General features: G+C 62.7%; 10 protein-coding genes and 1 tRNA gene. 3 read left to right on the plus strand and 8 right to left on the minus strand.

Going from position 1 to position 11,947, the window contains the following annotated elements:
* Window positions 1-45 precede the first annotated feature (45 nt).
* The 3 genes from EA187_RS00415 (at window position 46) to EA187_RS00425 (ending at window position 2,569) form a co-directional block, all read left to right on the plus strand.
* A complete protein-coding gene (locus tag EA187_RS00415) occupies window positions 46-1,086 on the plus strand; it encodes a hypothetical protein (RefSeq protein WP_115603463.1) in 1,041 nt (346 codons plus the stop codon).
* 61 nt (window positions 1,087-1,147) lie between these two features.
* Window positions 1,148-1,220 (plus strand) — tRNA-Ala (locus EA187_RS00420).
* 341 nt (window positions 1,221-1,561) lie between these two features.
* Window positions 1,562-2,569 (plus strand): RluA family pseudouridine synthase, encoded by a 1,008-nt coding sequence (locus EA187_RS00425; protein ID WP_164855858.1) that lies wholly within the window; start codon window positions 1,562-1,564, stop codon window positions 2,567-2,569.
* 17 nt (window positions 2,570-2,586) lie between these two features.
* On the opposite strand, the gene EA187_RS00430 is transcribed toward EA187_RS00425, so the two are convergent.
* The 8 genes from EA187_RS00430 to EA187_RS00465 form a co-directional block, all read right to left on the minus strand.
* The gene (locus tag EA187_RS00430) at window positions 2,587-3,624 is read right to left on the minus strand and encodes a hypothetical protein (protein ID WP_115603461.1); all 1,038 of its coding nucleotides are present in this window, start codon (window positions 3,622-3,624) and stop codon (window positions 2,587-2,589) included.
* A gap of 31 nt (window positions 3,625-3,655) precedes the next feature.
* Complete coding sequence (locus EA187_RS00435) at window positions 3,656-4,639, minus strand: TadE/TadG family type IV pilus assembly protein (RefSeq protein WP_127778804.1); 984 nt, start codon at window positions 4,637-4,639, stop codon at window positions 3,656-3,658.
* On the minus strand, window positions 4,636-6,138 hold the full coding sequence (locus EA187_RS00440) for a hypothetical protein (RefSeq protein WP_127778805.1): 1,503 nt from the start codon (window positions 6,136-6,138) through the stop codon (window positions 4,636-4,638). The genes EA187_RS00435 and EA187_RS00440 overlap by 4 nt, the downstream gene beginning before the upstream one ends.
* Before the next feature lie 23 nt (window positions 6,139-6,161).
* On the minus strand, window positions 6,162-7,154 hold the full coding sequence (locus tag EA187_RS00445; RefSeq protein WP_127778806.1) for a hypothetical protein: 993 nt from the start codon (window positions 7,152-7,154) through the stop codon (window positions 6,162-6,164).
* Between the two features lie 369 nt (window positions 7,155-7,523).
* A complete protein-coding gene (locus tag EA187_RS00450; protein ID WP_164855859.1) occupies window positions 7,524-9,425 on the minus strand; it encodes a rhomboid family intramembrane serine protease in 1,902 nt (633 codons plus the stop codon).
* Window positions 9,422-10,186 carry a phosphocholine cytidylyltransferase family protein gene (locus EA187_RS00455; RefSeq protein ID WP_127778808.1) on the minus strand — a complete coding sequence of 255 codons (765 nt, stop codon included), beginning with the start codon at window positions 10,184-10,186 and terminating at the stop codon, window positions 9,422-9,424. The genes EA187_RS00450 and EA187_RS00455 overlap by 4 nt, the downstream gene beginning before the upstream one ends.
* Complete coding sequence (locus tag EA187_RS00460; RefSeq protein ID WP_127778809.1) at window positions 10,183-10,944, minus strand: CDP-alcohol phosphatidyltransferase family protein; 762 nt, start codon at window positions 10,942-10,944, stop codon at window positions 10,183-10,185. Before EA187_RS00460 ends, EA187_RS00455 begins: the two co-directional genes overlap by 4 nt.
* 6 nt (window positions 10,945-10,950) lie before the next feature.
* Entirely contained in the window at window positions 10,951-11,535 is a 585-nt protein-coding gene (locus EA187_RS00465; RefSeq protein WP_127778810.1) for a hypothetical protein, read from the minus strand.
* Window positions 11,536-11,947: the final 412 nt, after the last annotated feature.

Below are 11,947 nucleotides of genomic sequence, written 5' to 3' on the forward strand. Positions count from 1 at the left end.
CTCGCCGACGACCGTTACCATAGCGAGCAATCAGGAGCAGAGAGCATGAGTGAAGAGACGCCGAAGCCGAGCATCGACACCACCGAGGGGGAGCGCGCCTCGTTGTGGGAGGAGCGTTTTGAGGCCCAGATCAACACCTTCTTCGATGAGGCGATCGCGCGCGTGCCGGGCTTTGTGGATCGTAACCTCAAGAGCTTTCGGAGAGTGATGGGGCGCAGCCTGGGGCCGCGTACCGGGATGGCCGATCTCTTTATCTCGGCGCGCAATATGGCCGCCGGAGTTTCGAAGTCGGTGGGAGGGCCGGACTTTTCGACCTCGACCTTTACCGACGATCAGCTCAGCGAGGCGTTTGAGCGTGAGGTCGTCAGCTCGGCGGAACTTGAGAGCCTGCTGGGGCGACTCTTCTCGGAGTTCGAGGAGGAGCAGTGGCGGCGTTTCCGCAAGGGAAAGGATGAGGGCATGGCGAGTTCTGAGGACATTCGCGAGCTGCGGGGGCGACTCGGGGAGATGATGGAGCACGAAATCGCTCACGATCCTCTTCTGGCCCAGGCGATCCGTTCCGGGGTGCGACTGGGGCTGCCTGCGACGCTTGGCTATGTGCTCTTCGGGCGTACGACCTTTTTGATGGGAATGGACGGTGTGGGAGAGGGCTATTCGGGCCATCTCGATGTGTACCGTCGTGCGCTGGGCAAGCTCGGCGGCATGGAGCTTCCGGGGTGGATGGGGGCGGTAGGTGTGGCCGGTGGTCTTATGGGCACCCTGGCCATCGGTGGACTCGTCGAATACGCCGTCAACAACGTGCGCGACATCAAGGGCTACTACATTCGCCAGATCAATGCGGCGCGCTACGTGCTGCTCTACGGTGAAGATCCTGAACAGCCCGAGGGCCAGGGACTCCTCCACGTGGTGCGTGGGCTGGAGCGCCAGTTTGAGCGGCTTCCCGAGCTCACTCACGAGGTCCTGGACCGGGCCGAGAAGACCGTGGCGGCGCTGATCTCACGAGGGGCTCCCGAGGAGATGGTCGGTTCGGATGGGGCGGCTGCAGCGCTACCCTCACAGGGGGAGCCCGGTCAGGAGCCGGGATGATGAAAAATGTCGCTCAAGCTGCTTGACGCTTCTGCTGGATTGGGTTAGTTAACCCTCCAGCGGGGCCGTAGCTCAGCTGGGAGAGCGCTAGAATCGCACTCTAGAGGTCGTGGGTTCGATCCCCATCGGCTCCACTCGCTGAAGACCCGCGTCACACCTTGTGACGCGGGTCTTTTTTTATTTCTTGGGTGGGGAAATACTCCCAAGTGAAGCCGGGTCACCCAGGTGGGCTCCCACTTCGCTCAGCAGGGCTCCCAACGCCCTCATGCTTCGCATCGGTCGTCACGTTGAGTGACGATTGGGCATCATATCGGCTGGATGCGGTGAGCTGGGGCGCGTAAATTGCGCCCCCTGACGAACAGGTTCCCACCAGCCGGTTGTTGATGGTTTGTGGTCCCACCGATTGAGGGAGGAAGGGTAGAAGGTAAGGGCCTTTCGGGACCGCTAAGTGGTCATTCGTGTGGAGACGATGCGTATGAAGTCCACGTTAAAAAAAGATGTTCACCCGGGTGAGGGGAATGATGAGCGTGAGGCGCAGGTGCCCAATGTGCGGGAGCGTCGCTTTGAGGTGGACTCGAACTTCGAGGGGTGGCGTCTGGATCAGTTTCTGGCCAACCGCATCCCGCGTATCTCGCGCTCGTTTGCGAGCCGCATCATTCGCGATGGCGATCTGACGATTGTTCCGCCCAGGAGAGCCAAGGCGTCGATGCGTTTGCTGCTGGGCGATATGGTGATCTTGCGTGAGCATCTGGAGCCGGAAGAGGTTCAGGACGACGAAGCCGGTATCCTCTATGAGGATGAGGTGATGCTCGTTCTCAACAAACCCGCCGGGATGCTGGTGCACGAAAGCGCAAGTGTGCGCTTGAACACGATGACGCATTACCTGCAACGCCTTGGGTTTTCGGAGGCGGAGCCGGTCCACAGGCTGGATCGCGAGACAAGCGGGGTGCTTGTATGCGCTCGGGAACATCGCTGGGTGGCACCATTGCGCGGGATGTTTGCCACCGATCACCCCGAAAAGATCTATCGTGTGCTGGTCGAAGACCCGCGCGGAGTGTGGACGCCGGGACGAGAGCAGACGTTGGAGACGCCACTTGGCCCCTGCGCTGGGAGTCGGTTGTCGATCAAGATGGGCGAGGGGAGGCTGCGGGCCCTTACCCACGTGAGAGCGCTGGGTCAGCGGGTGGTGCGGGGCTACGCGCTCAGCGATCTGGAAGTGCGCATTGAGACCGGACGTCAGCATCAGATCCGCGCGCACCTCGCGATGGCGGGCACCCCGGTGGCTGGAGATAAACTTTATAGCCGGGACGATGCGTTCTTTATGGCGATCTCTGATGCTCCCGAGGATGCGGCTCTCCTGGCGCAACTTCCCTTTGAGCGCCAGGCGTTGCACGCGTGGAAGATTGCGCTCAAGAACCCGAAAACCGGCGCGCTCCTGCAGGTGGAGGCGCCGGTTCCTGAGATGTGGTTCGAGGAGGCGTGAGCCGTTCGGGGACGAGCTTAGAGGGGTTTAGGTCCCTCTTCGATGGACACGACAGTCGTGCCGCCCTCGTCATTGTGCTGAACAACAAGCGAGACGTGATGACCGTCGCGTTCAAAGTTGAGCAGTTCGCCGCTCATCTCCGCGATTTGGGGGACATATCGGGCGTACTCGTCGAGAAGTTCCGTGGATTTGGAAAGTGTCCACCCGCGGTTGACCATTGCGGAGCGGTAGAAACGCTCTACCGACTCCGGTGCGCCGTTGGTTCTATAAAGGTTCACCACGTACGGTTCGGAAGGATCGTTGCCTGCGAGGCGGCTGACGCGCTCGCAGCCAGCACAGGCCGGGACGTTCAAGTCGGGGCGAGCGCCAGGAGCATCGGGATCGCGAATCAGGCGAGGATCAAAGCCGTCAGCGGCCCAGGACGCGGTGACGGTAGAGCCGCCGGTGTCGAGGTTTCGGCGCGCTTCAATGAGACGGTAGGAGCGCATATTGTCTTCGATATCAAGGCCGCCCTGAGGGGAGAGTGGCCAGGTATCGATCATATCGATGACATCATCGGACTGCTTGCGGGGGACCATCGAACCCATGGTCACCAATTCATCCGAGACGTGAAGCGGGACAACTTCGCCGTTGAGCATGGCATGGTTCTGCTCAGCATAGTCAGACTCTGCGAGCGCATCGACGTAGGTGGTGGGGTCGTTGCCCATTCGCATCAGTGGCTCGGTGTAGACTTTGGAGTTCACGCCCACAGCATGAAAGCGCTCTTGATAATAGGTGAGCACTTCGGAGGGGCTGAGCTCGGAGTCGCCGGCCGCAAAGTAGACATCGTTGCCGTTGTAGTCGTAGGAGCGAGGCTTAAGTCCGGACTCGGCAATGACCCGTTCGAAGTTACGCTGTTCAGCTCTGGGGCCCGTGAGGAAGTCCGTCAGGTCGGCTTCTGCTTCTTTGACCTCGCCGGGGGAGGACGAGACGAGCACCGTGGCACCGATGGCCACGATGACCGCTCCGCTGACTCCGAGTTTAAGCAGCACGCGTAGTGTGGATGGGATCTTCATAGATTGCTCCTCAAGAGAGGTCATCGCGCGTTTAGCCGCAGTTGGCCGAGTCGCCGCCGGGGGGATTCTTCAGGCAATCGAGCAGGTCTTTGCCGTCTTGCTCGGCAGCGTCTCCCCCGCAGTCGGGCTTATCTTTCATGCACAGGGGGCCCAACCGGTCACGGCATTCCGCCCACTCGCGGGCCTTTTGTGCGCACTCTTCGCCCTGCTGTTGAAGTTCTTCTTCGGAAGACCCGACGGAGCCGGCGCTGGCAAACTTCGGAACCATTGTAAAGGGCATGAGAGCGTCTTGAAGGGGGGCTTCGGTGCCCATCTCCAGGCGAGTCAGCGCGACGGCCATCATGCGCCCCTGGGGCATGGGGGGAGCTGCGGCGGTGTAGGCGGCCTCGGCCTGTCCGCTGAGCCAGGGGCTGGAGGGGAAGTCTTTGCGGACCACCGAGGAGGCAATACCGTAGCGAATTCCCGCGGCCAGCGCCGGGCGTGCACCTGACTGGGTGAGCAGAGTACTGGCAATGCCAGAGAAGCCCTTCATGTTCATCTGACCGGCGAGGATCTGGTCATTCATCAGGTTGAAGGTGTGGCTGTTGTTGTTGCCGAGGATGCCATTGAGGGTGAGTTTGGGCTCGACGCCGACGTTTTCGACAATGTTGGCGAGGGTGACCTTTGCGCCGCTGTCGGCGTACATCCCACCAAGGGCTTCACCGATATCTTTGGCAGCCATCACGCCCCACTGCCCGGTGTTGTTGTAGTGGAGGCCAGCGTCGATCGCTCCGGCGACCGGGTGCATGTGCTGCATTTGGTAGCTGGTCTGGATGGGGCGCACATCTTTCCAGAGCTCGGCGGAGGCCAGCGCGTGGGTGCGAAGTGCGGTCTCATGCGCGTTGTAGAGCGAGAGAATTGCGCCGAAGGCCACCAAAAAGATTGGCAGGACGACCACGAACTCGGTGAGCGCGGTGGCGCGTTCCTCCTCGCGGAGCTGGCGAGCGACAGATTGGAGCGTCTCAGAGATGTTCATTTTTGAATCCCTTGAAGTCGGTCGGCGCTCATCGAGGCATTAACAGCGTAGAGGTACATAAGGTCTTTGACGGCTCCGGAGAGCGAGAAGTTCGAGTCAAGCAAGCCCACCAGCGAGGTCAGCGCCAGATAGGGGACCATATCCATGTAGACGGCCTTCATGCCCACGGGGTTGCCCTGGAAGGAGGTCCCGAGGCTTTCGCCAGGCAGATGCACTGGGCGCAGACGCGCGGTCCAGCTCGGCGACCACATATGGGGGCTGCCCATCAGATTGGTGATGATACCGTTGAAGATATTGAAGGAGCCGAAGACGCCACTCAGCGGACCTGAGTTGGAGCCATTGCCGAAGACGATCTCGGAGCGTGCCATCGACCAGTAACCTTCAGCGGCATAGAAGGGCTTGGAGTTGTGGTCGCTGCCGATGACATTGAAGCGGTCGCGCTGGATACCTGAGCGTTTGCCTCCGGCCTGGTAGGCGAAGGTCAGGTTCGAGGTGGACTGCATCCAAGCGTTGGGAGAGACGCCGCTGAAAATACCGCCGACGACGCCGTTGTCGACGCGAAAGTCCAGAACATCATCGCCATACATGGCGCTGGCGATCGCACAACTGGCGAGGGGAAGGACGTTGAGGCCAATGAAGATGCCGATGGTCTGTCCTTCTTTCGAGATGCCCTTGGGAAACGAGTCGCTGCGCAGGTAATGCTCGAACATGGCCATCAGGTGTTCAAATGTCCCGACCATCTCGAAACAATAGCCCCCCGCACCGCTGAGGCCGCTACCGCGTTTGAGCGGTAGCTTGTCGATCTTGTCGGTGTGCTCGGGGATATAGTCTTCGACGATGGTGGAGCCGAGCACACCATCGATAAAGCCGAGGGCGGAGGTGATCTGGTCCGGGATCTTGATAAGGTCGCCCGGGGGCGGCGGCCATGCAGCGGTAACAGTGGCGCCGTTGGAGATGCCACGCATCATGTTCTCGACGTAGCCCCACCATGGCGTGACGTCGCGCATGTACTCCTGATATTTGTTGAGACTTTTAACCTCAGTTTTGGCGCGTCCCATCATATAGGGCAGGTTTGTTGCTACAAGTTCGATGGTTTCCATTGTGAGCTGTATGGCACCGATGGCCATGCGGATACACGAGGGAATATGAGGGAAGATCTTGAGGCACCGGCCTGTATAGATGGCCAGACTGGTGATCAACGCCTGGTAGGCGTTGAAGTAGACCACGGTGTACGCGTAGAAGACGCGTTTTGAGGTGTTGGCGTACGAGATCATGTTCATCGAGCGGGCCTTGACGACCGACTGCGAGAAGGCAGCGGTGTCGGCGCTGTTCTGAAGCATGATCTTATCGCGCGCCGCATCACCGGCGTCGTGCATCATCATCGCGCTGATAAAGACGATGAGAATGCCGGCGAGCATCAGCAGGAAGACGGCACCTTCTTGAGCTCGGTCGAGCTCCTTGAGGCGTGCGCGCAGAAAGCTATGAATTGCATTCAACATAAAGGGCCTCCAGGACCGTGGTTTCACCAGCCCGGTGAATTGGTGAGCGGAGGAATCTGCAAGGTGGTCGTAAACTCCCGTGTGATCGTGGAGTAGAAGGCTGCGCGCCCGGCGACCGTTTCGAAGCTACCGAAGATCAACTCGACCATCGGCATCGCGTTCTGATGCTTGTACTCCACCCGGGCGGTGACTTCGGTGCCGGAGGTGGAGTAGCTGACGGTGGTAGCGCAGTAGGCGAAGTTGAGCTTGCGCTGCCCACGTGACAAAAAGGAGCTCTTGTCGAAGGCACCGGAAACCGTCAGATGCTCGCGATTACCGTGGGCCTTGACGTTCAAGGAGACGTCGGTGATATGGCCGCCCATGGTCATCGATTCGATCTTAGGGCCGAGGGTGGCCTCGCTGCGGTTGTTGCAATCGCTTGTGGAGTAGACGAAGTCGGAGGGGGCCACCGGGGTGACGGCGACGGCCGCAGCGACGCGGGCCTTGTCGGTGGCCAGGGCCTGGCTGACACCGTTTCGTCCGACCTCGGCCTCCGGGAGCCAGACCGCCAGGGTCCGTCCGGAATTGAAGGCCGCCAGCGTGGTGAGGATGCCGGCGGTGTTGTTGACCGTGAGCTGAAGCAGGCCCATCGTCACCAACAAAAAGATGGGGAAGACGATGAGGGTCTCCAGAATCACGGTACCGCGGGCTTTGACCAGGCGCGGGGTGCGCTGGCGAGCGGAGCGGATGGCGTGAAAGGCCATCACGCCCAGCGCCCAGGTACAGGCGCTCAGGCCTACCTGAAGCCAGATTTCAAATGTGACCTGGGAGAGCAGGCCGTGGCTGAGCGCTTCAACTGTGAGGTCGCGAGTCTCGGGTGAGGTCAGCACCATCCAGGAGAGCGCGAAGATGGTCGCCGTACCCACCAGATGGCCGACACCCGTGGTCAGGTAGCCGGCAGCACGCGCGGTGAGCGCGGCGCCGCCCTGAGGGGCGTCGGGAACCTGGGGAGGCTCAATGGCAGGAGCATCAGACATTAGGGTCACCGGGGGTGGTTGGAGCGTCTGGGGAGATATTCTCAGCACACGTTAGAGCAAATTATATGCCACGGTGCTCCATCCTGCCAGTCTCCGCTCGGAGAAGCGTCATACTCCGGGCCAGGGAGGCTACCGTGGCAGCGAGATTTCGGTGTGAGCAGGCGTTTCCCGTTGAAATGACGCGGGAATGTTCTGGTGGGCCGCGCGAGGCTCGAGGCGATCGCCGTCCCCCGGGCCTCGTGACGCTGACGGCATGCAAGCTCGGGCGGAATTGGGATCGGATGGGGGCGAGTGTACCATGCGTGACAGGTTGGCACGCTTTAGGCCAATTAGGTCCGGGGATGGGGGATCGAGGCTACAACCGATCGGTTAGTCTGCGTCGGGGTTTAACCGGTAGATCTGCCAGTCTTCCAGCTGGCAGCTCGGATCCTCGACGCTTACGAGAAGCAAGAGGACGTCGTCGGCTTGCATCGCATCGGGGGCCGGGCGGCGATGGCGGTCACCGGCCGGGGCGCAGCCTTCCAGGAGCAGGCGCGCCTGGCCCTGAGCGCCGGCAAGGACGTAGTAGCGCGCGGGGACGTCGAGCGCGGACGTGGCCTGCCAGGTGATCTCGCGAGTCTCGGGGTTCCAATCGACCCGCTGGGTCGGGAGCTCATCGGGATTGACGAAGGTTTCGTAGCGTTGCTCAAACGTGAAGCTCTCGTAGGCCAGCGTGGCACGAAGCTCCGGGTCGTCGGAGGGTTGAGAGCGCACAAAACGCTCGAAGGCGCCCAGCGCTTCCAGTTCTCGGGCGCGGCGCTCCTCGGGGGAGGGGAGGTCTTCTGCGAGCTGGCGCAGAGTCGTGGTGGCGCGCCAGATCAGGTAGGGATCGTCGGTGTGGGCGCGTGCGCGGGTGAGCATGGTCGAGAGGTAGGTGTGTGCGTTGGGGCGGCGTTCGGGGTAGTCGGCCCATTGCGCGGCGCTCTCAATGGCCAGGCCCGCCTTGTCGGCATCGTCGGCCATGGCGTGGGCCAGGAGCGCTTCGTCTTCGGGGTGCTCGCCAGTGGCGTAGTGGATGGCGAAGAAGGCGGCCAGGGTGTAGGCCGCCACAAGGCCGGCGGCGCTCAGGTTGATCCAGGTGGCGCTTGCGCGCGGCGGTTCAAAGTGGCGCTGGCGGCCGAGCAGGAGCAGCCCGAGGGCCAGCCCTGCGAGCAGGCCGCCGAAGTGGCCCCAGGCGTCGATCACAGGGAGCAGGACAGAGACTGTGGTGTTGAGCGCCAGAACCGTAATCCACCAACGTCGGGTCTGGCGGTAGGGCGGTGGAATTTGAGCACCAAAACGCAGGTGCAGCGCCAGATAGGCACCCAGCAGGCCGAAGAGGGCGGTGGAGATTCCCACGGAGAAGAGCGCGTCGGAGCCCAGCAGCGAGGCGATAGCGCCGGCCAGGGCCGTGGCCAGCGTCAGTAGAATCGTGGGAGCCAGCCCGAAGAGGCGCTCCAGATAGGTGCCCAGAAAGAGGAGCCCCATGGCGTTGAAGCCCAGGTGCATCAGCCCGCCATGGAGGAGGTTGGCGGTGAACACCCGAAAGATCTGTCCCTGTTCAAAGACCAGCAGGGCGGAGTTGGCCCCGGCATAGAGGTGTTTGAGCACCTCGACCGGCGGGGTCAGAAAGCTCTGGGCGGCAAAGGCGATGGCCAGCACGACCAGCAATCGGGGGGTAAACCAGGGGCGCTTCCCGGTGACCTCCTCACTGAGCGCAGCGAGCTGGCGCATGCGCAGCAGGTGGGATTCGCCCTCGGGGCGGGCGCGCACCCGCTCCAGCATCTCGGCCCAGACCAGGCGCCATGTCTCCGGGTGGGGAAAGTCGGAGGCGGTGTAGACGTAGGTGCGTGCCGGGGTGTCGATGACCAGGGCGGGCTCGCGACGGACCACCAGGGGGAGGGCGGTGCGCAGCTCCTCGTAGTTCAGAGTGTCGCTGCGGCGGGAGGTTCGGCTTCGGGGCAGAGTGAGGCTGGTGTCGCCGAAGATGATGGATGGTGCCCGGGAGGGGAGCCAGAGCTTGCGAAGGGCGATGGCCAGCAGCGCGACCGCCAGCGGCGCCAGTGAGGCGATCGGGGGCAGTGCGTCTCCGAGCCACGCTTCGGCTTCGCCCTTCAGCAGCCACACACCGAAGCAGAGGCCGCCAAGGAGCATGGCGAAAGGACGCGTGATCAGCGCGGGCGGAACCATGGGAACGGTCGTCTGCGCGCGGTCGCCGCGTGTATGCGTCTCAGATGAGGACTCATCGCTCATGAGAAGGTGGTCTCCCGGATCAGGCTTGTTTCGACGGCGTTGAGATCTTCAACCGTGTCGATCTCGCGCCAGCCGCCCTCGATGGGAGCGGTGCCGATGGTCGTACCGCGTTGGATCATGAACTCGAAAAGATCGCAGAGGTACGCCTTCTGGAAGGTGCGTCCGTTCTGGAAGATGTCATGGAGGGCGTAGGTGTCGCGGGCGGCGGCGAAGGCCTCGCGCAGCTCTTTTGCGCCGCGCTCGCTGAAGTAAGCCAGGCCGATGAACTCGCCAAGCGCGCCCTCGGTGCCGACGTGTTTTCCGACGCGGCGCACCTGGCCCTCGTCGACGCGCGTGAGCTCGGCCTGCTCGACCGGGTGATCGGTGCGGCCCTCATACGAGGTGTGCCAGTGGCGGTCGACGACCAGCGCGATGTCGTGCTCGGTGCCCAGGGCGGCTTCGACGACCTCGGGGGTGAAGACGATATCGGAGTAGGAGACGAGCATCGGTCCGGTCAACGCTTCGTCGGCGCAGAAGAGCGACTGGAGGATGTTGTTGTCGGGCCAGTCGGGGTTTGCGTGGTAAGTGGCCCCCTCGACGACCAGGCGCTCGGCCAGGTAGCCGCGGATGATGTGCAGGTCGTCGACGCCGTGGGCGCGGTAGGCCTCAAGCTGGTGGTCGAGGATGGAACGACCGCCAACGCGCACCATGCATTTGGGACGCTCGTCGGTATGATGTTGCAGGCGGCTGCCGCGGCCGGCGGCGATGATGATAGCTTTCATGATCGGTAGAACCCCGGGTGAGCGAGCTTGAGCAGGATCGCCAGCGTGGTGCGGGCCAGGTAGACCATGTACACGCCGAGATAAAGCACCAGGAAGGCGATGGCCGCGTCAAAGGGCAGGACAAAGGCCGCAAGGGCCACCCCCATGATCCAGGAGGGATAGTGCACGAAGTAGCGCGCCACGGCCTCGGCCACCCAGACCCATTTGCCGATCAGGGAGGCGGGGATGGCGCGCTTGCGGGCGGAGTCGCCCGGCTTGATCTCCTGGCCGGCGTATTCAGGGCGGCGCACGAAGTTGGTCAGAGAGGTGGCCGCACCGACTAAAAAGACTCCGGCGGTGGCGACGATGAGCCAGTAGGCCTGGCCGTCGAGCATCCACAGGCGGATGCCCAGCGCGCCGGCAAGCGTCATGGCCTTGAGCTCGTCCATCAGAAAGTCCAGGTGCGAGCCCACCTCGGAGGTCATGGATTTTAGCCTGGCGAGCTGCCCGTCGGCGCAATCAAAGAGGTAGGAGAGCTGCACGAGCAGCGCGCCCACCAGAAATCCCCAGGCACCGGGCAGGAAGATAAAGGCGGCGGCGGCCACAAAGAAGACTGCCACGCCCAGAAAGGTGACCTGGTTGGGCGTGAGGGGGGTGGGGCGCAGCAGAGCCACCAGGATGGCGGCGATGGGGCGCGCGACGTAGGTGTTCCAGGCGATATCCTCCTTCTTTTTGGAGGCCTGGTAGACGTCGCGAATCGATTGAATCAGAGAGGTCATCGCGTCTCAGGAGGTCCAGGAGGTCATGGTTTCTTCGGCCAGGGAGAGTTCCGTGCCGTCCCAGCGCCACAGGTGCTGGGCGCCTCGTCCGGCGCCATCGGCCAGAGCGAAACCTTCTTCGTGCAGCCAATATTCGGTACCGGGGTCCAGGGCGGGCACCTCCCAGTTCTCCGGGATGTTGCGGTGCCACACGCTCCAGAACTGGTAGTGGTGGATGTAGGTCTCGTCGTCGTCGAAGACGGGATCTTCGATCGCCTCGCGCCACTCCTCCTGCAGGATGCAGGTGGCCTGGGGGGTGGAGAGGTCCATCAGCTCGCGGGCCGCGCAGTGGCCGCTTTCATCGGTCACAAAGACAAACACCCGCTCGGGCAGGGGATGCTCGACGAGCTGGGGGTAGAGCTCCTCGGAGGCAGTCTTCTCCAGAAAGTCGAAGAATTGCAGGAGCACCCCGCCGGTGACGCGGCGCTGGGCGTTCTGGCGGGGGTCGAGCTCCTCTTTCTCGGGCAGGGGCGCCGAGCGTTGGGAGGCGATGAAACGATCGAGGGATTCGCGCCACTCTTGAGCTGGCGAGCGCAGGGGGGAGTCAGTCATGGAAACCTCAGGGGGGCCGTGGAGTCGGGTGGCAAAAGGCCGGGCCGGAGCGCCTGCGTATGGCGAGGAGGGGGCCGGCGCACCCTGTGCGTTATGGTGTCAGCAAGGCCCGGGCGTCAAGGTCGTGGCGACGTCCGAGACTCCGGGCTCGATAGGTCGAGCAGGCGATCTGGCTGTCGAGAAGCGCAGGTAAGGGGTCTGAGTTGGCGATCTGGCTGTCGAGAATGGGAGGTAAGGGGTCTGAGTGGATGGACTTAGCAGTCGAGAGTGGGAGGTAAGGGGTCTGAGTTGGCGATCTGGCTGTCGAGAGTGGGAGGTAAGGGGTCTGAGTTGGCGATCTGGCTGTCGAGAATGGGAGGTAAGGGGTCTGAGTGGATGGACTTAGCAGTCGAGAATGGGAGGTAAGGGGTCT

Source organism: Lujinxingia sediminis (genome assembly GCF_004005565.1).
Lineage (GTDB): Bacteria > Myxococcota_A > Bradymonadia > Bradymonadales > Bradymonadaceae > Lujinxingia > Lujinxingia sediminis.

Excerpts from the sequence above, each read along its gene's own strand:
- EA187_RS00415 (WP_115603463.1), top strand. The coding sequence starts at position 46 with ATGAGTGAAGAGACGCCGAAGCCGAGCATCGACACCACCGAGGGGGAG.
- EA187_RS00425 (WP_164855858.1), top strand. The coding sequence starts at position 1,562 with ATGAAGTCCACGTTAAAAAAAGATGTTCACCCGGGTGAGGGGAATGAT.
- EA187_RS00430 (WP_115603461.1), bottom strand. The coding sequence starts at position 3,624 with ATGAAGATCCCATCCACACTACGCGTGCTGCTTAAACTCGGAGTCAGC.
- EA187_RS00435 (WP_127778804.1), bottom strand. The coding sequence starts at position 4,639 with ATGAACATCTCTGAGACGCTCCAATCTGTCGCTCGCCAGCTCCGCGAG.
- EA187_RS00440 (WP_127778805.1), bottom strand. The coding sequence starts at position 6,138 with ATGTTGAATGCAATTCATAGCTTTCTGCGCGCACGCCTCAAGGAGCTC.
- EA187_RS00445 (WP_127778806.1), bottom strand. The coding sequence starts at position 7,154 with ATGTCTGATGCTCCTGCCATTGAGCCTCCCCAGGTTCCCGACGCCCCT.
- EA187_RS00450 (WP_164855859.1), bottom strand. The coding sequence starts at position 9,425 with ATGAGCGATGAGTCCTCATCTGAGACGCATACACGCGGCGACCGCGCG.
- EA187_RS00455 (WP_127778808.1), bottom strand. The coding sequence starts at position 10,186 with ATGAAAGCTATCATCATCGCCGCCGGCCGCGGCAGCCGCCTGCAACAT.
- EA187_RS00460 (WP_127778809.1), bottom strand. The coding sequence starts at position 10,944 with ATGACCTCTCTGATTCAATCGATTCGCGACGTCTACCAGGCCTCCAAA.
- EA187_RS00465 (WP_127778810.1), bottom strand. The coding sequence starts at position 11,535 with ATGACTGACTCCCCCCTGCGCTCGCCAGCTCAAGAGTGGCGCGAATCC.